Raw genomic sequence first — 20,441 nt, 5'->3', positions numbered from 1 at the left:
TTTAATCCTTTAAGCCTAAATATTCTAATATACCAAATGCCGCTTCTCTTCCGTCTCTTGCGGCTGTTACAACCAAATCAGCTCCTCTAATTGCATCTCCTCCGGCAAAAACTTTTTCATTGGTTGTCTGATATTTTTCATTTACAACAGGACATCCCCATTTGTCGGTTTCAATACCGGCATGCTCATACCAAGGGAATTTAACGGTATCAAAGCCCAACGCCAATATAATTATATCACAAATAATTTCAAAATCACTATCTTCTATAACTCTGACCCTTCTTCTTCCGCTCTCATCCGGCTCTCCCAGTTCAGTCTGCTGACACACAATTCCTTTTACATTATTATTTTCATCAACCATTACAGATTTTGGTGCTGTGTAAAATTTAAATTTTACACCTTCTTCTTTTGCATTTACAACTTCTTTTTTGCTTCCGGGCATATTGGATTCATCTCTTCTGTATACACAGTAAACTTCCTTGGCCCCTGCCCTTACACTGGTTCTTACTGCATCCATGGCACTGTCACCACCGCCTATAACAACAACTCTTTTATCTTTTAAAACACAATCGTCAAAATCCTGAAAAACTCTTTTTTGAGCGTTTGTTAAAATATCCATTACATGATAAACACCGTTAGCATTTTCATTTTCCATTCTCGCCCCCCTGCCGCTTGGAGCACCGACACCTATAAACACGGCATCAAAATCATTAACAATTTTTTCAAAATCTTTTTCTTCTAAAACAGGTGAATTCAAATGAATTTTAAGCCCGGCTTCCTGCATCCATTTAAATCTTCTGAAAACAACTTCCTTATCAAGTTTGAAATTCGGAATACCGTATGTCAGAAGCCCTCCCGGTCTGTCGGATTTTTCAAAAATTTCCACATTTGCCCCGCCTCTTAAAAGAAAAGTGGCACAACTCATTCCTGCAGGTCCGCTGCCTATAACCGCAACCCTTTTTTTTCTTCTTTTATCTTCCCCGTAATACGGTTTATATCCTTTTTTAAATCCTTCTTCGCTGATAAAAACTTCAATAGCACCTATTGCAACGCTTCCATGTTCTGTTTTGGATAATACGCAATTTCCCTGACACAAACTGTCATGCGGGCACACTCTTCCCATAATTTCAGGAAAAGGGGATTTTTCGTTACTAAGCTCAAACGCTTTTTTCAAATTTCCGCGTCTTACTTCTCTTATCCACTCTGGAATATAATTATTAAGAGGACATCCTGTTCTGCAAAAATTAAATTCACTCTCAAGCCCCCTTAAAACATCTATTGGACAGGTAAGACATCTTTTAGCCTGCTGTGCGGCTTCTTCTTCATTAAACTCAATATAAACCGGTTCAAAATCTTTTACCCTTTCATTGGCTTCTCTTTTTCTTTGAATTTTTTTAGGAACCGCTTTAAAATCTTTTTTCATTATTACTCCTTTAATTCAATATATTCTATATGCATTTCTTCACCGCTTATTATTTCCGTTTTTTCACTTCCGCATACAGGACAGTGAAAATCAAAACCTTTTATTTCACTCTCACTTCCACATTCAAAACACTTTATTTTAATACCTACTTCTATTATTTCCATTTCGGCATTTTTACAAACGGTATTTTCTTTGAAAAAATCAAAACTCTCTTTTAAAAAATAGGGCTCTATCCCGCTCATTTTCCCTATTTTTACCACTATTTTTTCAACTTCTCTGTTTTTTGCATGTTTTTCAACAAGTTTCATCATAGATTGAACAATTGATAGCTCATGCATCCTGATTTAATCTTTCAAATGCGTTTTGTTGTTTTCTTTTTTTATATTCATCATAGTCTATAAGCTCAATCGCATCAGTAGGGCAGATGTTTACACATGCCTGCTTTCCTTCCTCTCCGCCGCACAAATCACATTTAATCGCAACAAGTCCGCTGACGTTTGTAGAATTGCTTTTTGCCATATTTATAGCACCGAAAGGGCACACCATCGCACAGCTTCGACATCCTATACAGTCGTCTTCGTAAATTTTTACATAATTGTTTTCATATCTTATAATGTCTATAGGGCATGCCTCAACACACGGCGCATCTTCACACTGCATACACTGCATCGGGGCAGTTATTCCGTTCATTTTAATAACAGTATTTCTGTGTATCAATTCAACTCCCCCGTTTAACGCCTTATCATAAGCTTCTTCAAAGGGAACACCCATATGTTTAGCCGCACATGCAAGCTCACAGTTCAAACATCCTATACATTTTTTAGGATCAGCAAAAATAAACTTATTAGCCATTATTAATTCTCCTTTTTATTTTATCTTTCTGTACATGAAATACAAGGGTCGATACTGTTGAAAATTACAGCAACATCACTTAATTTATTGCCCGGAATCATCACCCTGAGAGCTTCCCAGTTCATATATGTAGGCACCCTCCATCTCATCCTTTCGGGTTTTTGCCTTCCATCGGCTTTAAGATAATATATAAGTTCTCCCCTCGGGGCTTCGGTTCTTGTTACTGCTTCGCCGGCAGGAATATGAGGTCTTTTATCAAGTACATAAGGACCCTCCGGTAAATTAGTTACAGCTTCTCTTACAAGCCTTATTGATTCTTTTATTTCTCTCCATCTGACTTTTGTTCTTGCATGTACATCGCCGCTCTCTTCCAACATAACATTTACCTTCAATTCGTCATAAGCGGCATACGGGGCTTTTGCCCTAATGTCATTATTAACACCGCTTCCCCTGGCAGTCGGTCCTGTAACACCTAAACGCAAAGCATCCTCTTTTGGTAAAACACCGACTCCCACAGTCCTTGCTTTTACAATTTTATGATTAAAATAAATATCCATTAATTCATCCACCTGAGGTTCAAGTTCATCAAGTCTTCTTAAAATATATTCAATCTGGCCTTCATCGAGGTCATATTTAACACCTCCAAGTGTATTTGCGCTCATATCCATTCTGTTACCCCAGATTGATTCTTTGATATCCTGCATAATTTCCCTGGCTTCCATTGTCTGTGTCATTAAAGAATGAAAACCGACCAAATGGGCAAGCATACTTAAATTGAACATATGCGATGCTATTCTTTTTACTTCATCCGCCACAACCCTTAAATAATTCGCCCTTTTACTGACTTCAATACCGGCAATTTTTTCCACCGCCATTACATAAGTAAAAGGATGATTGTTAGAACAAAGTGAACAGACCCTTTCTGTAAGAATTAAATTTTGAAAAAAATTTTTCTGCATTGCAAGATATTCTATACCCCTGTGGACAAAACCGTTTATCATATCTACATCTTTAACCGTTTCACCTTCTAAATCTATTTTAAAATAAATAGGCTCTTCCAGTCCTATGTGAAAAGGGCCTATAGGTATTTTAGTGCTCATGCTTTTCCCTTTCACTTTCTATTTTTTCCCACATACAACAAGTCGCCGCCCCGTTCATCGCCTGAGACAAAGGCATATATTCCCCGAGTATCCCCTCAGCTATACTTTCATCAAGAAACAGTCTTTTTGGATTTGGATGACCTACAAGATTTATTCCAAACATTTCTTTAAATTCCCTTTCCGTCCAGTTTGCACTGTTTAGAATAGGGGTTATTGAATCAACTGTATCATCAAAAAGTTCAACCTCTACATTAACAAGCATTCCGTCAATATCCAGATGATACACAAGTACATGATGGTCGTCTTTTTTATATGCGCTTATAATTACACATCTTCCGCCGAAATCCTTAATAACCTGTGCAACATGCAAAATATCCTTTCTGTTGAAAAGTTTAAGCCAGATTTGTATATTTCCTTTTGCATCTGTTTCTTCTCTTAAAGAATATTCACCCGTAATTCTCTCTTTTAATTCGGTAATTACTTTTTGTTTCAATGTTTCTTTCATTTATAAAGCCTTTCAAACGCCTCTTTTCTTCTGCATTCAGGGCATAGTTTTGTTATTTTTTTTATTGTGTCTTCTACATTGGGATACGCTCTTTTTAATAATTCTTCGCTTGCAGGCACAAACATTCTGCCGCAGCTTTCACATTTAATTTCACTAATCACGGCCACAGTGGTAAAAAGGTATTTTTCTTCTTCAGTATTTGCCGTATGAAAATCATTTGTAAGTTTTATAGCCCCTGTCGGACAGAAAAACTCACAGTTTCCGCAAAAACAGCAGGTGTTATACCAGGTGGTATGAACATATGCATTTTCATTTTTTGTTATATGTATGGCACCTGATGGACACACTTCCTCACAAGTCCCGCAGGCGGTACAGGCTTTGGCATCCACTTTTAATTTACCTCTTAACTTATCCGGTATAAATGTATCTCCGAAAGGATACGGGTCTGTTACAGGGCCTTTTAACAAATTCCTTATTGCAATTTTTAAAAATCCGCTCATTTTTGATTCCTTATTCTTTCTTTCCAAATTTCAAGTGCTTTTGCAACACCGTCAATAATAGACTGAGGTCTTGGGGGGCATCCCGGCACATTGACATCAACTTTTACATATTTATCAAGCGGTCCCTCTATGGAATAAGAATCCCTGAAAATCCCGCAGCTTGTAGGACACGTTCCAACAGCAACCACCACAAAAGGATTTGGCAACTCATCCAGCACCTCAATTAAATAAGGTTTACTTCTTGCAGTTATAGGGCCGGTAACAAGCAGTATATCCGCATGTTTTGGGCTACCAGTATATCTGCATCCAAGTCTTTCCACATCATATCTTGGAATCATAGCCGTTGTGGCAAGTTCAACATCACATCCGTTGCAGCTTCCTGTATTTATCCTGAATAAAAAAGGACTTCTTGTAATAATACTCATATTAATCCTTTTACAGACAAAATTACCAATATTAATGTAATAAGTGCCAGTGTAGTCGGCACGGTAAGTAAAAATTTAAATCCCTGATCAATCCTGAAACTAGGCAAAGTTGCATGCAAAACAGAAAAAAACATAACAAACACAACTGTTTTTAAAACAAACCAGATTAAATTAATAACCACATCGTCAGTTATGGCGACAGGAAAGAAAAATATTTGAAAAACTATGCTGAGCAACACTATTTTCATTGCATCAGTCATTTCGTAAATAGCCAGAGGAATTGAACTGTGTTCTATCAGAAATCCGTCCATTACATCGGCGTCATTATGATGGGCAATCTGAAACGGAGGCAGCTCGAGGGTCGCCAATACAAAAATTATAAAAGCAATCACTGCTGGCCAGAATTTCCAGTCAAACAAAAAACTTCCGTGAAGCTGCTGATATTCCATTATTTTTTTAAGTGAAAAAACAACATCCCCTCCCCCTACATAAATGGCAATACTGAAAGAAATTATTACAAAAACCATTTCATACACAAGCATCAGTTTAAGTTCCCTGTTTACCGCTATGGCGGCATAAGGGGAACTTGATGCACCGCCTCCTAATATATGAGCAATGGCCGGAAGCGCCATTACATATATAAGCACAATTAAATCACTGTTTACATTTGTTCCTTCATATACACCCGGAATTGGTACAAAATAAAGCATTGCAAATATTCCGGCAAACCCTATTAAAGGGGCATAAATAAAAACAGCCTCTTTTGAATCTTTTGGCACCAGAATTTCTTTATTGAAAAGCTTAATAACATCTATAAAATTTTGATAAACAGGAGGTCCTATTCTTCCCTGAAGCCTTGCAACCACAATTCGCTCGAGTGAAAGCATAAAAACACCTAAACAAAGGGCAAACAAACCTCCCGGAAAAATTAAAAAATGAATAATATTAGCGCTCAACATAGCCTCCTTTCAATCCGAATATTTTTTTAACGATATAAATAATCGCATTTATAAGTTCAGTGACACTTTCATAAAAGTTTTTGGCATTGATATGAAGTTCCCTGTCGCTTAAATCCCTCACACCTGATAGAAATATATGTGTTTTTCTGATTTTTTTATTATAAGTAAACATTAAATAAGCTATTATAACGGCTAATAATATATAAATGGAAAGTGTCAATAAATTAAGTACATCTCCGCCCATACAGACAGAACTTAGCGTGATGCATACAGGTTTGTATCCAAAATTTTGGATAATTAAATTTATAGGTTTTAATGCAATATAGGGGAATATTCCCAAAACAATATTCAAAACGGCCAGAATTATCATAGGAAGGCTCATATACCAGTCCACTTCTTTTATATTTTCGAATTTTTTATCTACTTTTCCAAAATATGCGCTGTGCATAAATTTTACAAACACCAATAAAATCATCACACTTCCTAAAATTGTCAAAACAGCCAAAAAGTCATATCCTTTTGACATTAAGGCGTGATATATTATCCATTTTGATACAAAACCGCTGAACATAGGCACACCTGCCGTCGAAAACACAGCAATCACAAACACTGCAAAAGTAATAGGCATTTTTCTTGCAATTCCTCCGAGGTCATTTAACGAATCTATTCCGGTCTTATAAAAAATAGCCCCAGCACTTAAAAACAGCAAATCTTTAAAAAACATATGGTTTATTAAATGCAAAAGCCCTCCGGCAAGTCCCTGGGAGGTCAATAAAGAAACACCGGCAAAAATATAACCTATCTCACCTACTGTTAAGAAAATTAAAAGTCTTTTCATTGAATTGGTAAGCAGTCCGAAGCTTGCCCCCATAATAATGGTAATCACACCCACAACAGCTGCAAAATGTCCTATATCTTCTATTACAAACAATTTAGAAGCGCTTATACCGGCTGCAGCCAAATAGATAACCATTACAAACATAAACGGACCTGTTTTTAACATAACAGAAGAAATATATCCGCTTATAGGAGTCGGGGCAGGTTTTGGGTGCATTTGATAATCTATTCTGAGAGGAAGTTGTGCAGCTTTTGCCAAAAAGCCTATAGTTAATAAAACTAAGGCAAAAATAACTTCATTTGTTAAAGGAATATGTTTTATTATATCAATAACATTTCCATACTGCATTATAACACTTAAACCTATCATTATTATACCAGCACCAGTAAAATTATAAAGCAGATATTTTGTGGCTTCCTGAATCGAAAATGAATCTTCCTCATGAACAAGGGCTATATATAAGGCCCATCCGCCCATTATTTCCCAGTAAAAAAACATTGAATAAATATTTTTGCTGAGAGCCACACCTAAAATCCCGACTATCATTATCATAAAATTGGCAAAAAATCTGTAAGGCTTATGGGAATGATCCATATACCTCGTAGCAAAAAGAAAATTCATTACAGCCATAAACAAAACAAGACCTGCAAAAAAGCTGCCAAAACTGAATTTATCTGCAAACACAGTTAAAAGTGCCAAAAATGAAAAAGAAGCGGCGGTAATTCCTGCTGTTTTACTTGTTTTTCCAAACAGATAAACAACTATCGCACCAATTATCATAATCAAAACACTTATTGGAAACTCTAATGTGAAATGTGGCAAATTAACATTTATTTTTAATGTAGAATTTATGGCCGCTACTATAAAATCAATAACGCTTTGAGGAAAAATTCCAAGCAGCAATGAAACAAAAGCCAAAATATATACAGCTGCTACTTTTATTCCCTTAACATCTGAAAATTCTCTTTGCGGATTCATTAAAAATATATATCTAAACACCCTGAGCATTGCAATAAACCCTATTAGCCCCCCGATTACAAGTGAAAATGCAACAATATAATTACTTTGTTTCATTGCGGCATATATCACCAAAAATTTTGAATTAAAATTTCCAAACGGAGGAAAAGCACTTAGGGCAAAAACACCGACACCTAAAGGAAAAGCCAAAAGGGGCAGTTTTTTTCCTATCCCTTTTAAATCTTCAAGATTTCTGCTTCCGGCACTCAAAATCAACAATCCCGCACTTAAAAACAATAAATCTTTAACAACGGCATGGTTTATTATATGATAAATTGCCCCGCTTAAAGCCGCAGTGCTCATAAGCCCCAAAACAGTAACTATTTCCCCTATTTGACCAATAGTAGAATAAGCAAAAAGTCTTTTTATATCTTTTTCATAAAGTGTTTTAATTTCTCCGTAAAAAAGAGTTATTAATCCAATTGTTATTAATAAATAAGAAAAAATTTTGTTTTGAAATCCGAGAAAATAAACCAAAACAATAATTCCGAAAATACCCGCTTTTGTTAAAATACCTGAAAGAGGGGCTGAAATACTGCTTGGTGCTGCCGGATGGGCAACAGGAAGCCATTGATGAATCGGTACAATACCCGCTTTTACCCCAAATCCTATAAGCATTAATATAGCAACCGTTAATGAAACACTTTTTATTTCAATAAAATTTTCTATTCCCAAAGAATAATAATGCGAAAACGCTAACTGCAAGAAATATGCCCCCGCAATACACATAACAAAATAAAGTTTTGCAGCTTTTATTGATTCGTCACTTCTTGAGTGCATAATTAATAAATATGAAGTTATTGTCATACTCTCCCAAAAAAGATAAAAACTCTCAAAACTGCTGCTTAAAGGTATTTCTATCAAAGCAAGCGTTAAAAGTCCTAAAAAAGTATAATAAAAAGATTTATATTTTTTTATGTAATCTATTGAATAAATAAAAACCATTGCCATTATAAAAGCAAACACCAATGCAAAAATACCATTTATTCCGTGATAATTAAATCCGAATGATATATGGTAAGCATTGATATTACTGAATTTTCCCGGCAGTATTAAATAAATCTGCGGAAGTAAAAACACCAAAATTCCGGCAATCGTAAAAATTGAAATAAGCAATTTATTAGTTACATTTTTTAAACTTTCGCCTTTTTTAAATACAATTGTTTCAAAAATAGAAATTAAATAAACAGCCTGAACAATATTGATTGCCACAATCAAATATCCAAGTTCAAACATTCCAGAAGCTGTAATTGAATTTAAAATCAGCTGTTTTGATGTAATTAATGAAATTCCGAGACTTCCAAATATTGAAAAACCGAAAATTACACCCCATTTATTAAATCCCACACCTGCCAAATCGCTCAGTTTAAACGAATTTTTATACCTGAAAAATTCAAACAGCATTAAAAAAGCCAAAATCCTGAATACAAACTGATATTCAAGATGCAAAATCACAGCGCTTAACGCACTGCTGCCAAGAAGAGCAACACCTAAATACAAAATTTCAGCACCGCTTGCAATAATAAACGAATTTTTTACATTTTCCCTGTTTATCAAAGCAAAAACCTTGAGTGAGAAAATTATAAGTAAAAATAAAAAAATTACGCCTTCCACTCCTGCTCCTTTAATGATTAATTATTCATAATTTAAACATAAATTTAATTTTTATTAAATATTTTGAGAATTATAAGAAAAATTAATGAATGAGTGTTTATTTTCTACACACAAAAGGAGTAAAAGAGTGGATTAGTCCTTTTTAGGAATCTCCTCTATTATTTCTACATCAATTATATCATCATCATTTTTATAGTTTTTATGATAAAAATTATTTCGAGGAAAAAGTTTTTTTGCAACTATTCTTGCAAACGGCTCAAACAAAAAAAGAATACCTATAATATCACTGAAAAATCCGGGTAGTATAAGTAAAACAGCCCCGATTAATTTAAAAAGCCCGATTGAAAGAAATTCTTCCTGAGTAATTTCTCTTTTCATTAATTTATGCATATTGGTGCTTAGTGACAAATCAAGAGTTTGTAATATATAAACACCGGCTCCCGCGGTTAACAAAATTTCCAAGAAAAATCCTAATGGAGTAAAAACTCTCATAAATTCATAAGAAAAAAGGATTTCTAAAAAAAGATATATTAAAAAATATATGAGTCCCATATCAGCCCTTGTTTATAATTTCCATAATTTTTTCGAATACTTCATTTGCATTTACTTCAAATTTTTTACCTGTTTTTCTATCCCTTATCTCTACTTTACCGTCTTTAAGTTTCTTACCGACAATTACTCCGACAGGAAAACCTACAAGCTCAAAATCCGCTATTTTTGGACCAAACCTCTCAGCCCTGTCATCAAGTATTGCTTTAATTCCGGCATTTGTCAAATTTTCATAAAGACTCTCAGCAAACTCAAATTGGTCTGTTTTCTTAACATCCCCTACAAGAATATCTACAACAAAAGGAGCTATCTCTTTTGGCCAGATAATTCCTTTATCATCATGGTTTTGCTCAATTGCAGCAGCTATAAGTCTGCTGACCCCAATTCCATAGCATCCCATAACAAAAGGTTTGGCTTTTCCGTTTTCATCAAGAAATGTTGCGTTCATTTTTTCGCTATAAGCAGTACCCAGTTTAAAAATATGCCCTACTTCAATCCCTTTTGTAATTTTAAGAGGTGCTCCGCATTTTGGACACAAATCTCCAACTTTAACTTTTGCTATGTCTCTGTAAATAGTCAAATTACCAAGCAGATTTGCATCAAGAAGCCCCGCGCCTTTTATGTGATAATCTTTTTTATTTGCACCGCATACCAATTCTTCTGCCCCTCTTAAATCATCATCAATTACATATTTTATATTACCTGGAAGTCCAAAAGGACCTATAAAACCTGGAACCAATCCAGCACTCTCTATTTCTTCTTCGCTTGCATCAACTAAATCAATTGCGCCAAGTGCATTTTTGGCTTTTGTTTCTTCAAGATCGTCACTGCCTCTTATGAAAAACACCACTATTTCTTCATTAGTTTCAAAGACTGCTTTTTTAACAACCGCTTTTATAATAAAATCTTTATCTATTCCACTAAATTCACTTACCTCATCTATTGTTTTAATATCTGGGGTATGGATTTCTTCAATTTCCTCAGTTTTTATCGGATTCTCTTTTTTAATATGTTTTCTTTTGGCAACTTCAATATTTGCTGCATAATTACACTCACTGCAAACCACAATATCATCTTCGCCTGTATTTGCAAGAACCATAAATTCACGGCTTCCGGTACCTCCAATTGCACCGCTGTCTGCCTCAACCACCCTGAAATCAAGTCCCAATCTTGTGAAAATTTTTTCATAAGTTTCCTGCATTAAATTAAATTCCCTATCCAAATCATCCCTGCTTGAATGAAATGAATAAGCATCCTTCATTATAAATTCCCTTCCTCTTAAAAGCCCAAATCTAGGTCTTGCCTCATCTCTGAATTTTAAATTTATCTGATACAAATTAACAGGAAGCTGTTTATAACTTTTTATGAAGCTCCTTACCAAATCAACAACACTCTCTTCATTTGTAGGTGAGAGAACAAATTTTTGACCTTTCCTATCTTCAATTCTTAGCAGTTCATCGCCGTATTTTTTAGCCCTTCCTGTCTCTTCCCACAGTTCATAAGGTGTTACAAAACTCAGTATTACCTCCTGAGCCCCGGCTTTGTCCATCTCTTCTTTTATAATAGCTCTTATATTATCAAGTACCATTTTTCCAATAGGGGTAAAATCATAAATCCCTGCTGCAACCTGCTTGATATATCCGCCTCTTATTAAATAAATATGACTTGGGGTTAGCGCATCTTTTGGCGTTTCTTTAAGTGTATATAAAAAGAATCTACTCCATCTCATTATATCTCCTTAACATATTCTTTTTTTTTGCTTTTTGGAATTGTTTTGCTCTCGGGTAATTTCAATACTTCAAATTTTTTTATTCCGCTTAAATAGTGTATTTCAATTATATCCCCCAGCTTAACATCTTTACTTGATTTTGCTTTTTTACCGTTTATTAAGACAACACCAACTTTGCACATTTCATCAGCAATAGAGCGCCTTTTTACAATATTGACGGAATTTAAAAATTTATCTATCCTCAAAATATCCCTTTTTTAGTCAAATTATACTATAATTGCAATAAAAAAGGATATTTATGAAAGTTGTTTTGGCATATTCCGGCGGACTTGATACAAGCATAATTTTAAAATGGCTTCAGGATAAATATAATGCTGAGGTTGTAACATTTACCGCCGATATAGGACAAGGTGAAGAAGTTGAAATTGCAAGGGAAAAAGCAATTAAACTAGGGGTAAAACCGGAAAATATTTTTATTGAAGACTTAAGAGAAGAATTTGTAAGAAATTATGTATTTCCTATGTTCAGGGCTAATGCAATTTATGAAGGAGAATATTTGCTAGGAACCTCTATCGCAAGACCTTTAATTGCAAAAAGACAGATTGAAATTGCTAATCAGGTTGGAGCTGAGGCCGTAGCCCACGGTGCAACAGGAAAAGGAAACGACCAGGTAAGGTTTGAGCTTGGATATTATGCCTTAAAACCTGATATTAAAGTCATTGCCCCTTGGAGGGAATGGGATTTAAACAGCCGCGAAAAATTATTGGCATATGCTAAAACCCACAGTATTCCAATTGAGAGGCACGGAAAAAAATCTCCTTATTCAATGGATGCAAATATGCTTCATATTTCATACGAAGGCGGAATTTTGGAAGACCCTTGGGCTGAACCTGAAGAAGATATGTGGAGATGGACAAACTCTCCTGAAAATGCTCCTGATAAACCTGAATATATTGAAATTGATTTTGAGAAAGGTGACGCAGTAGCAATTAACGGCGCAAAAATGACACCTGCACAAGTGCTTGAAACACTAAATGAATACGGTAAAAAACACGGAATTGGAAGAATTGACATAGTTGAAAACAGATTTGTAGGTATGAAAAGCAGAGGCTGTTATGAAACACCGGGAGGAACAATCCTGCTTAAAGCACACAGGGCAATTGAATCAATTACTCTTGACAGGGGCGAGGCTCATTTAAAAGATGAAATAATGCCAAAATACGCAGAACTTATTTATAACGGTTTTTGGTTTGCGCCTGAGAGAGTTGCCCTTCAAAAACTAATTGATGAAACCCAAAGAAATGCAACCGGAACTGTAAGACTAAAACTATATAAAGGAAATGTATACGTAGTAGGCAGAAAATCACCATATTCACTGTTTAGCCCTGAATTTGCAACATTTGAAGAAGACAGCGTATATAATCAAAAAGATGCTGCAGGATTTATTAAATTAAATGCCTTAAGATTCATTATCGAAGGTTATGTAAGAAATAAAAAATAATTTAACTCCTTTTTAGGAGTGCTTTTACATCTTCTAAAGAGAATCCGTTTAAAATATAAACCCCTGTTAAACTAATTGTTCCCCCTATTATTACAAATATATCATTTTACTCCTTTAAAAATATCCATGATAAAATCACAGCACTGAAAGGTACCAGAAATATATATGCACTGGCTCTCTTACCACCAATTACACTGCTTGCATAAAAATAAGCCGTAGTTGCAAATGTTGTTCCAAATACAGATAAAGAAAGCAGGTTAACCCATCCTTTTAAATCAATATCAAGTCTTGGTATTTTTAATTTTAAAAAAGTTAAATATATAAAAACAGTAGAAAATAAAAACATTAAAAAACTAAACACCAATGAATTTTCTTTTTTTATTTTTGAACTGACTATTGTGAGTATTACCCACGTAACTGTCGCCAATAAAAAATATACTATCCCTTTATCATTTAAATTGAATCTCCAGATTTTTATTATTAAAAACGAACCAAAAGCTCCTAAAATTAAAGCTAATAATTCACTTTTTTTTAAAGCCTTCTTAGCAATCACAGCAAGTACAAAAAATGTTAAAATAGGATTTAAAGTAGTTACTAAAACTCCGCCTAATGAAGCATTTCCAAAATGGTCCCCTAAAAAGAAAAAATAATTATATAAACAAAGCACTATTGCACAAATAAATGAATAAAAAATTTCTCTTTTGTCTATTTTAAAAGATATATTCATAAATAGAATCATAAAAAAAAGTCCAAATGCTGCAATAAAAAATCTCCAAAAAATTAATTCATATGCATTAAAATAATCCATTAAAATTTTAGCACTGACCCAGTTACTGCCCCATGCAAACATTGCCAAATATAACATTAAAGATAAATTTTTCATTAATATCCGTTTTTTGAAGAAAGTATAATATATTTTAAGTGAATTTGGAAGAAAAAGAAGGATTAACCTTCTGTGTGAGCTTTATGAGCTTCAACTAAATATTTAACATCATCTGCCAATACATAAACATTTTTATATCCAAGAACGTCTAAAAGACCTTTTACTCTATTTGCAAAAAATGCTTTTCTGCAAACCACCAAAACAGGTTGGGTTTTGTCTTCTGGAAGTTCATCAATATAGTCTGTAAATTCAGTATATGGTGTGTAATAAGACGAAGGAATTCCAGCCTCTTCTGCATTTTCACCTTCTACCAAATTAGGCAAAGTTACATCTAATACAAGTGCACCGGCATCTTTAATAAGTTCTCTTGCTTTTTCTATATCAACATTTCCTAATCCAGGTTTTTCCTTATTAAGTTCTATAGCTTCTTTAAATCTTTCTACCGCTTCTTGTTCAAATGGTATTAATTTTGCCATTTTACCCTCCTTTTTTAATATATTTTATTTATTATAACTAAAAAATCTTGAATTTGTCAAGTTATTTAAATTGAGACAGAATATTAATAACTTCTTCATCACTCAACTGATGAAAATCTTCATACCATCTGCCGACACTCATAAAAAGTTCCGGTTTTTCAAGAATTATTAATTTATGTGAAACACTTTTTAACATATTTTCCACTTCTTCATCTCTTGGAGCCACAGGGGCGGCAATAATTACACTTTTAGGATAATCTCTGACTATACTTTGTGCCGCCAGATACATACTAGCCCCCGTGGCCACTCCGTCGTCCACCAATATTACATCTTTTCCTTCAAGAAGTTTCGGCTCGATTTTATATTTTTCCCTGAGTTTGGCAATTTCCTGGATTTTTTCCATTGCAATTTGCTGAATATAACTATCGCTTATACCAAGCCTCTCAGCCACATCTTTATTAATAAAAACCAATCCGTTTTCACTGACACTTCCAATAGCAAATTCCTCGTTTCCCGGGGCCGGTATTTTCTTTACAAATAAAATATCAAGAGGGGCGTTTATCTCTTTTACAATTTCTGCCGCCACAGGGATTCCTCCTCTTGGAAGCGCTACCACTGCCGGATCTGTTATTAAACCTTCTTCTTTTAATTTTTTAATTTCTTTTGCCAGAAGTTTTCCTGCTTCAACTCTATTTTTAAACATTAAAACCCTTTTTATTATAATTATATCAAACATTTCGGCACTGACTAAATGGTTATAATATACAAAAATAACTACAAAGATAAAAATATGACAGCTGAGAGCTTCATTTTGCTAACGCACCGCTCAAATTTTGCTAAAAATTGCAAACAGCTACGCAGCCCTAACGGGTTAAATGCAATTTTTTAAACGCAAAATTTTCGCTAAATTCCGCTACGCTGTCATATTTTTACTTTTCCGTTATTTAGTCAGTGCCAACATTTATTTAATTTTATGTTATAATAAATTTTAATAATAATTATTAATTAATATTAATATTAAGGAGAAAAAATGAAAGACTTTATTTTAAAAATAACCCAGAGCAAATGGAATTATTATTTAAGCCTGGCAACAGACTGTTTAACTGGTATAGTTTTTTTAATATTGGCAATATATTATTCAGACGATGTATGGGGCAGTGTTGCTTTATTTGTTGTAGGGGTTATATTTTTTACATTTTTGGAATACGCCGTTCATGCCTGGCTGTTTCACGGGAAAAAATCGATAGAAGTATTTGTTGAAGGACATGCACATCATCATCAAAACCCATTCAGTTATGATGCCATGCCGTTTTTTATGAGTGCGGTTATTGCCTCTATTTTTGCATGGCTATTTCACTTTTTTATGCCCTTAGGAGATGCTTTTGCAATAGTTGGGGGACTTGCTCTTGGATATTTTAATTACGGAATAATGCATCATATTATGCACAGACGCGAATTTGCAAGCAAATACTGGAGATATATGCAGGAATTTCATTTTGTCCATCATAAAAAGCCTAAAATGAATCATGGCGTTACAACTGATTTTTGGGACAGGGTTTTTGGGACGTATTATCAATGGAGTCAAGACGATTTAAAAGGGATTGAAAAATTAAAAAGAATTAAGAAAAAAAATTAATGCTTTTTGGTGATTTTTTAAAAAAAATTACTAATAAAATCTCTTTAATAAGGGACTTTCTATTAGCTTCTGTTATTACAGGGCTTATAAGCGGATTTTTTATTGTATTTTATTATTATATAATGGAATATATTTCAAAAATCTTTTTCGGTTCAAATCCTATTTTTACTATTTTTACATGGCCAAAATGGTATATTTATCTAATAACTATTTTATCAATTTTAATTGTAAATTTCATAATTTATAAAGATAAAAATGTTAAAGAATACGGAGTTGAACAAATAGCGCAGATTATAACCGAAAAAAAAGAGATGATTACCATAAAAACGCTTTTATTAAAAATAATCGCTTCAGCATTATCAATAGGAAGCGGATTTGCCATGGGAACAGAAGGGCCTTCTGCGGAAATCGGGGCAATGATAGGTTATAAAATACATTCTTTATTTAAATTTCCAGAAACACTGCTTAAACCTATGATCAGCATTGGCGCAAGTAGCGGAATCGCGGCTATATTCGTATCACCTATAACGGGTATTGCTTTTGCCATTGAAAGTATTGCTTATAATTTTATAAAAAGTTATATTACATTTATTATAGTAGGCAGCCTGAGTGCTTTCAGCATTGCTTTAATATTTTTACAGCCTTTTACTTTCATATATTCAGCGGGTAGAATGATTAATTTTAAATATGTGTATGTTACCGCTTTATTTATACCTTATATGACTTTATTAATTTATTTTTATCTGTTTATACAAGATAAAATACTCTATTTTATGCATTTAAAGCTTTTCAATATTTTTAGGAAATATAAAGATTTAATTTTTGCTATTATCGGAGGAAGCGTAATTGCAACTATTTTAATAATTTCCCCTTACGCAGGATTTACCGGTCATAAAATAGTTTCACTTCTAATAAATAACGAAAATTTAAATATCTTATTTATTTTGGAAATATTATTATTAAGAATTGTAGCAACTACTTTTTCCATCTATTCGAACGCTGTGGGCGGAATGTTTGTCCCGTTAATGAGTATAGGTGCTCTCAGCGGCTATCTGTTCGGTCTAATTTTACAATATTTACATGTAGGAATAGGACTTGAGCCGTTTTATTTTGCGGCAATAGGTTCTGCCGTTTTTATGGGGGTAATTATGAAATTACCGCTAACTTCAATAGTATTATCTCTTGAAATAACTAATGATTACAATGTGGTGATAGCAACGGGATTTAGTGTTGCCATTATTTCATATCTTACAAAATTAAATTTTAATCTTAAAAAATTCAATACTATAAATATAGATTTTAATACATTAACGCACAAATAACTCATTATATAATTTAATTAGTTCTTTTTTATAATCTTTTTTACCGTTTTCCACTAAATCCATAATATTTTCAAGATCTTTTGTATAATTTTCACTAACAAATTTATATAAAGGATGTTTTTTTATTAAATCCAAAACCCTAAATCCAACTTCGTGGCAAACAAAAATCCTTTTTTTTCCGTTATATATTTTCTTGTAAGCAGTTTTTCTATTGTAACGGCATATGTAGACGGTCTCCCTATTCCTTTATTCTTCATTTCATCAATAATTTCCGCATATGTATAAGGAGAAAATTTGCTTTTTTTCACAATATTTTTTTGAATATTGTATTTTCCCTCTTTTAATTCATAAATTTTAACCGGATAAACCAGATTAAACCCGTCTTCCAAAATTCCTGTAATAATTTCTATTTCTTTATCCAAAATTTTAAAAGTATCTTTTTTAATATGGCTTCTTTCATCTGGGAAGCAATAAATTTTCTAAAAATCAAATCATATAATCTTAAATGGTTATAAGAAAGATTTATATTTTTAAACATTAAAAAACCTTTAATCTCTTCCATATCCATAGGAGTGGTAGCCCTTATGGCTTCATGAGCCCCTGCACTTTCAAAACTTCTTAATTTAACAAAATTTTCTCCAAAATTCTCTTTTATATATTCTTTCGCTATTGATTTACCTATATTAGAAATTCTAAAACTATCCGTCCTGTGATATGTAATAAATCCGTTTTCAAAAAGATCCTGAGCCAGTTTCATTGTATATTGAGGCAAAAAATGAAGTTTAGAAGACGCTTCTTTTAAAAGAGTGGAAGTATTGAAAGGTTTTTCAAAAAGACTCTCTTTTTCGCTTTTAATCAGCTTAATTTCTAATTCGTCAGGAATATTTTCAAAAATTCCTCTGCTTTTTTTTCTTCTTCAAATTCCCATTCAACTGTCAAATCACTCGGTTTCACCATAACAACATTTGTTTTTTCTTTTAATTTTTGCGTCCTTTCACAAATCCAATTAAGTACCGGGGTTTGAACTCTTCCGGCAGATAAATGAACATTATGTAAATAATCTTGAAAACACAAAGAGAGATTAAAACCAATCCATCTGTCAGTAATTCTTCTTACAAACTGGGCGGCTACTAAATTTTTATCATAATATCTTAAATTATTCACAGCCTCAACAAATGCATATTTTGTAATTTCGTGAAATTCGGCCCTTTTTATATTTAAATTATACGGTTTGTTGTTTAATATTACATCAAATGCAATTTTTTCTCCTTCCCTGTCCGAGTCTGTAGCAATTATCACTTCATTGACTTCAAAAGAAGTTAAATTTAAAGCTTTTAATATATTATAAAACCTTAAAAACAGGTATATATTTCTCAATCACCCCCCATTTTCCTTTTTCTTTTTCCAAATCAAAGTCGTGTCCTATACTTGCAGTAATTATCAAAATCCTCTCTTCTAGCAAAATTTCATAAACACTTACACCATCTACGATTCTTCGGCTTGTTAAACTGTCCCCAAATGTCAAGACCAAACAATGTAAAATTTTTAAATCATTGATTATAATCAATGATTTAATTTAACAAATATTTTACAATGGGCTTACAAAAAATAAAACAAGGAGTCAAAATGTTCGGATTATTCGGAAATAAAGAAACTAAAGAAACAAAAAAACAGGCCTATAATTTACCATTTTTATGCTGGCAATGTGAAATGAGCGCACCTGGAGGATGCGGAAGCCATGGTGAGAGCAAAGGAGTATGCGGTAAAACAGCTACTAAATCAAGACTACAAGACCTGATGATTTACGGTCTAAAAGGGCTTAGCGCATACAGAGAACACGCTAATGAATTGGTTCAGGAAGTTGGAGATGAAGACGCCAAAAAAACATTAAAAGAAGTTGATGATGTAAACAGTGAAACATTATATTTTACACTTACAAACGTTAATTTTAATTTTGATGAACACATAGCACAGCTTATGAAAGTTGGAAATGCCGGTGTTAAAGTTATGAACTTATTAAGTGATATGCACATAAAGGCACTTGGAATTCCAACACCTGTGGAAGTTACACAAAACAAAGCCGAAGGAAAAGGTATCTTAGTTTCAGGCCATAATCTTGATATGCTTGAAAAACTTTTAAAAAGAATTGAGGAAAGAGGACTTAGCGATAAAATAAATGTTTATACCCATTCAGAAATGCTGCCGGCGCACGGTTATCCTCATCTTAAAAAATTCAAAAACCTAAAAGGAAATATCGGAAAAGCATGGTATGACCAAACTGATGTATTTTCTAAATGGCAAGGAACTTGTGTTGTAAATACAAACTGTATAGTTCCGCCTGAAAAATCACCAAAAGTTAAAAATTATGTAGATAGGCTTTATACATATAAAATTACAGGTATAGAAGGTGCTAAAAAAATAGAAAATGACAATTTTGACCCATTGATTGACCAGACTTTAAGTCTTCCTGATATTTCAGGATTCGAAAGCGACGAAAAAATTGTAACAGGTCATCATTATAAAACTGTTCTTGAAGGTTACGGAGCAAAAGTTCTTGACGCAATAAAAGAAGGAAAATTAAAAAGAGTATGGGTTATTGCCGGATGTGACGCACCTGGAAGAAAAAGAAACTATTTCAGAGAATTGGCTCTTGCCGTTCCAAAAGACCATATTATTATCACATCAAGCTGTGGTAAATTCAGATTCAACGATATAGATTTCGGAACTGTCCCTGGAACTGATATTCCAAGATATATTGACCTTGGACAATGTAATGATTCTAACGGTGCGGTTCATATTGCCTTAACAGTAGCAAATGCCCTTGGAATTGAGGATGTAAATGAGTTACCTGTTTCAATTGCCCTAATGTGGATGGAACAAAAAGCGATTATTATTTTACTTGCACTTTTAAGTCTTGGGGTAAAAGATATTTATATCGGGCCAAACGCTCCTCAATTTGCAAATGAAGATATAGTAAACTTCTTGGTTCAAAACTTCAATCTTGGAGTTATTTCAGGAGACATACACAAAGACTTCGGAAAAGAATTAGCTTCTTAATTCTTTTTTTACGAGACCGTTCATAATTCTCATAACTTTAAAGCATCATCTAATC

The 20,441-nt window shown here is 33.4% G+C and carries 23 protein-coding genes; 4 read left to right on the top strand and 19 right to left on the bottom strand.

What is annotated here, in order from left to right; translation table 11 throughout:
- Position 1: 1 nt before the first annotated feature.
- From DZ65_RS0109375 to DZ65_RS0109320, 12 genes are all read right to left on the bottom strand, one after another.
- The gene (locus DZ65_RS0109375) at positions 2-1,423 is read right to left on the bottom strand and encodes a glutamate synthase subunit beta (protein ID WP_024788357.1); all 1,422 of its coding nucleotides are present in this window, start codon (positions 1,421-1,423) and stop codon (positions 2-4) included.
- A gap of 2 nt (positions 1,424-1,425) precedes the next feature.
- A complete protein-coding gene (locus tag DZ65_RS0109370) occupies positions 1,426-1,761 on the bottom strand; it encodes a hydrogenase maturation nickel metallochaperone HypA (RefSeq protein WP_024788356.1) in 336 nt (111 codons plus the stop codon).
- Positions 1,754-2,275, bottom strand: coding sequence for a 4Fe-4S dicluster domain-containing protein (locus DZ65_RS0109365; protein WP_024788355.1), 522 nt, complete (start codon positions 2,273-2,275; stop codon positions 1,754-1,756). Before DZ65_RS0109365 ends, DZ65_RS0109370 begins: the two co-directional genes overlap by 8 nt.
- A 20-nt stretch (positions 2,276-2,295) precedes the next feature.
- Positions 2,296-3,375, bottom strand: a complete 1,080-nt coding sequence (locus tag DZ65_RS0109360) for a nickel-dependent hydrogenase large subunit (RefSeq protein WP_024788354.1) — start codon at positions 3,373-3,375, stop codon at positions 2,296-2,298.
- Entirely contained in the window at positions 3,365-3,880 is a 516-nt protein-coding gene (locus DZ65_RS0109355) for an NADH-quinone oxidoreductase subunit C (RefSeq protein WP_024788353.1), read from the bottom strand. The genes DZ65_RS0109360 and DZ65_RS0109355 overlap by 11 nt, the downstream gene beginning before the upstream one ends.
- On the bottom strand, positions 3,877-4,380 hold the full coding sequence (locus DZ65_RS0109350; protein ID WP_024788352.1) for a 4Fe-4S binding protein: 504 nt from the start codon (positions 4,378-4,380) through the stop codon (positions 3,877-3,879). Before DZ65_RS0109350 ends, DZ65_RS0109355 begins: the two co-directional genes overlap by 4 nt.
- A complete protein-coding gene (locus DZ65_RS0109345; protein WP_024788351.1) occupies positions 4,377-4,805 on the bottom strand; it encodes an NADH-quinone oxidoreductase subunit B family protein in 429 nt (142 codons plus the stop codon). Before DZ65_RS0109345 ends, DZ65_RS0109350 begins: the two co-directional genes overlap by 4 nt.
- Positions 4,802-5,764, bottom strand: coding sequence for a respiratory chain complex I subunit 1 family protein (locus DZ65_RS0109340; RefSeq protein ID WP_024788350.1), 963 nt, complete (start codon positions 5,762-5,764; stop codon positions 4,802-4,804). Before DZ65_RS0109340 ends, DZ65_RS0109345 begins: the two co-directional genes overlap by 4 nt.
- Entirely contained in the window at positions 5,751-9,233 is a 3,483-nt protein-coding gene (locus DZ65_RS0109335) for a complex I subunit 5 family protein (RefSeq protein WP_024788349.1), read from the bottom strand. Before DZ65_RS0109335 ends, DZ65_RS0109340 begins: the two co-directional genes overlap by 14 nt.
- A 132-nt stretch (positions 9,234-9,365) precedes the next feature.
- Positions 9,366-9,785 (bottom strand): FxsA family protein, encoded by a 420-nt coding sequence (locus tag DZ65_RS0109330; protein WP_024788348.1) that lies wholly within the window; start codon positions 9,783-9,785, stop codon positions 9,366-9,368.
- A gap of 1 nt (position 9,786) precedes the next feature.
- Positions 9,787-11,511, bottom strand: coding sequence for a proline--tRNA ligase (locus DZ65_RS0109325; protein WP_024788347.1), 1,725 nt, complete (start codon positions 11,509-11,511; stop codon positions 9,787-9,789).
- Positions 11,511-11,756 (bottom strand): RNA-binding S4 domain-containing protein, encoded by a 246-nt coding sequence (locus tag DZ65_RS0109320; protein WP_024788346.1) that lies wholly within the window; start codon positions 11,754-11,756, stop codon positions 11,511-11,513. The genes DZ65_RS0109325 and DZ65_RS0109320 overlap by 1 nt, the downstream gene beginning before the upstream one ends.
- 53 nt (positions 11,757-11,809) lie before the next feature.
- Between DZ65_RS0109320 and DZ65_RS0109315 the strand changes: the two genes are divergently transcribed.
- Positions 11,810-13,012, top strand: a complete 1,203-nt coding sequence (locus tag DZ65_RS0109315) for an argininosuccinate synthase (protein WP_024791638.1) — start codon at positions 11,810-11,812, stop codon at positions 13,010-13,012.
- Between the two features lie 106 nt (positions 13,013-13,118).
- Here the strand turns inward: DZ65_RS0109315 and DZ65_RS10225 are convergent, their stop codons facing one another.
- The 3 genes from DZ65_RS10225 to DZ65_RS0109300 form a co-directional block, all read right to left on the bottom strand.
- Entirely contained in the window at positions 13,119-13,895 is a 777-nt protein-coding gene (locus DZ65_RS10225; RefSeq protein ID WP_051433555.1) for a DMT family transporter, read from the bottom strand.
- Between the two features lie 62 nt (positions 13,896-13,957).
- Positions 13,958-14,371: a rhodanese-like domain-containing protein gene (locus tag DZ65_RS0109305; protein WP_024788342.1), complete on the bottom strand. Its 414-nt coding sequence runs from the start codon at positions 14,369-14,371 to the stop codon at positions 13,958-13,960.
- 61 nt (positions 14,372-14,432) lie between these two features.
- Positions 14,433-15,074, bottom strand: coding sequence for a phosphoribosyltransferase (locus DZ65_RS0109300; RefSeq protein WP_024788341.1), 642 nt, complete (start codon positions 15,072-15,074; stop codon positions 14,433-14,435).
- 327 nt (positions 15,075-15,401) lie between these two features.
- Between DZ65_RS0109300 and DZ65_RS0109295 the strand changes: the two genes are divergently transcribed.
- Positions 15,402-16,007: a sterol desaturase family protein gene (locus DZ65_RS0109295; protein WP_024791637.1), complete on the top strand. Its 606-nt coding sequence runs from the start codon at positions 15,402-15,404 to the stop codon at positions 16,005-16,007.
- The gene (locus tag DZ65_RS0109290; protein WP_024791636.1) at positions 16,007-17,329 is read left to right on the top strand and encodes a chloride channel protein; all 1,323 of its coding nucleotides are present in this window, start codon (positions 16,007-16,009) and stop codon (positions 17,327-17,329) included. Before DZ65_RS0109295 ends, DZ65_RS0109290 begins: the two co-directional genes overlap by 1 nt.
- Positions 17,330-17,454: 125 nt before the next feature.
- Here the strand turns inward: DZ65_RS0109290 and DZ65_RS11385 are convergent, their stop codons facing one another.
- From DZ65_RS11385 to DZ65_RS10775, 4 genes are read right to left on the bottom strand one after another with little or no spacing between them, the layout of a single operon-like run.
- Positions 17,455-17,751 (bottom strand): DNA topoisomerase, encoded by a 297-nt coding sequence (locus DZ65_RS11385; RefSeq protein WP_024788338.1) that lies wholly within the window; start codon positions 17,749-17,751, stop codon positions 17,455-17,457.
- Positions 17,736-18,185 carry a DNA topoisomerase gene (locus DZ65_RS11380; protein ID WP_255327405.1) on the bottom strand — a complete coding sequence of 150 codons (450 nt, stop codon included), beginning with the start codon at positions 18,183-18,185 and terminating at the stop codon, positions 17,736-17,738. Before DZ65_RS11380 ends, DZ65_RS11385 begins: the two co-directional genes overlap by 16 nt.
- 11 nt (positions 18,186-18,196) lie before the next feature.
- On the bottom strand, positions 18,197-18,706 hold the full coding sequence (locus DZ65_RS11375) for a DNA topoisomerase (protein ID WP_024788336.1): 510 nt from the start codon (positions 18,704-18,706) through the stop codon (positions 18,197-18,199).
- On the bottom strand, positions 18,672-18,896 hold the full coding sequence (locus DZ65_RS10775) for a hypothetical protein (RefSeq protein WP_156919599.1): 225 nt from the start codon (positions 18,894-18,896) through the stop codon (positions 18,672-18,674). Before DZ65_RS10775 ends, DZ65_RS11375 begins: the two co-directional genes overlap by 35 nt.
- Positions 18,897-18,955: 59 nt before the next feature.
- On the opposite strand from DZ65_RS10775, the gene hcp reads away from it, so the two are divergent.
- Positions 18,956-20,386, top strand: a complete 1,431-nt coding sequence (gene hcp, locus DZ65_RS0109260; protein ID WP_024791634.1) for a hydroxylamine reductase — start codon at positions 18,956-18,958, stop codon at positions 20,384-20,386.
- Positions 20,387-20,441: the final 55 nt, after the last annotated feature.

The sequence above is a fragment of the Lebetimonas sp. JS032 genome (genome assembly GCF_000523315.1).
GTDB lineage: Bacteria > Campylobacterota > Campylobacteria > Campylobacterales > Nautiliaceae > Lebetimonas.
The sequence above is the reverse complement of the archived record's forward strand: the minus strand, read 5'-3'. Positions and strand labels throughout refer to the sequence as shown.

Bases quoted from the DNA above. Each gene is read 5' to 3' on its own strand.
- DZ65_RS0109375 (WP_024788357.1), bottom strand. From the start codon at position 1,423: ATGAAAAAAGATTTTAAAGCGGTTCCTAAAAAAATTCAAAGAAAAAGA.
- DZ65_RS0109370 (WP_024788356.1), bottom strand. From the start codon at position 1,761: ATGCATGAGCTATCAATTGTTCAATCTATGATGAAACTTGTTGAAAAA.
- DZ65_RS0109365 (WP_024788355.1), bottom strand. From the start codon at position 2,275: ATGGCTAATAAGTTTATTTTTGCTGATCCTAAAAAATGTATAGGATGT.
- DZ65_RS0109360 (WP_024788354.1), bottom strand. From the start codon at position 3,375: ATGAGCACTAAAATACCTATAGGCCCTTTTCACATAGGACTGGAAGAG.
- DZ65_RS0109355 (WP_024788353.1), bottom strand. From the start codon at position 3,880: ATGAAAGAAACATTGAAACAAAAAGTAATTACCGAATTAAAAGAGAGA.
- DZ65_RS0109350 (WP_024788352.1), bottom strand. From the start codon at position 4,380: ATGAGCGGATTTTTAAAAATTGCAATAAGGAATTTGTTAAAAGGCCCT.
- DZ65_RS0109345 (WP_024788351.1), bottom strand. From the start codon at position 4,805: ATGAGTATTATTACAAGAAGTCCTTTTTTATTCAGGATAAATACAGGA.
- DZ65_RS0109340 (WP_024788350.1), bottom strand. From the start codon at position 5,764: ATGTTGAGCGCTAATATTATTCATTTTTTAATTTTTCCGGGAGGTTTG.
- DZ65_RS0109330 (WP_024788348.1), bottom strand. From the start codon at position 9,785: ATGGGACTCATATATTTTTTAATATATCTTTTTTTAGAAATCCTTTTT.
- DZ65_RS0109325 (WP_024788347.1), bottom strand. From the start codon at position 11,511: ATGAGATGGAGTAGATTCTTTTTATATACACTTAAAGAAACGCCAAAA.
- DZ65_RS0109315 (WP_024791638.1), top strand. From the start codon at position 11,810: ATGAAAGTTGTTTTGGCATATTCCGGCGGACTTGATACAAGCATAATT.
- DZ65_RS10225 (WP_051433555.1), bottom strand. From the start codon at position 13,895: ATGAAAAATTTATCTTTAATGTTATATTTGGCAATGTTTGCATGGGGC.
- DZ65_RS0109305 (WP_024788342.1), bottom strand. From the start codon at position 14,371: ATGGCAAAATTAATACCATTTGAACAAGAAGCGGTAGAAAGATTTAAA.
- DZ65_RS0109300 (WP_024788341.1), bottom strand. From the start codon at position 15,074: ATGTTTAAAAATAGAGTTGAAGCAGGAAAACTTCTGGCAAAAGAAATT.
- DZ65_RS0109295 (WP_024791637.1), top strand. From the start codon at position 15,402: ATGAAAGACTTTATTTTAAAAATAACCCAGAGCAAATGGAATTATTAT.
- DZ65_RS0109290 (WP_024791636.1), top strand. From the start codon at position 16,007: ATGCTTTTTGGTGATTTTTTAAAAAAAATTACTAATAAAATCTCTTTA.
- hcp (WP_024791634.1), top strand. From the start codon at position 18,956: ATGTTCGGATTATTCGGAAATAAAGAAACTAAAGAAACAAAAAAACAG.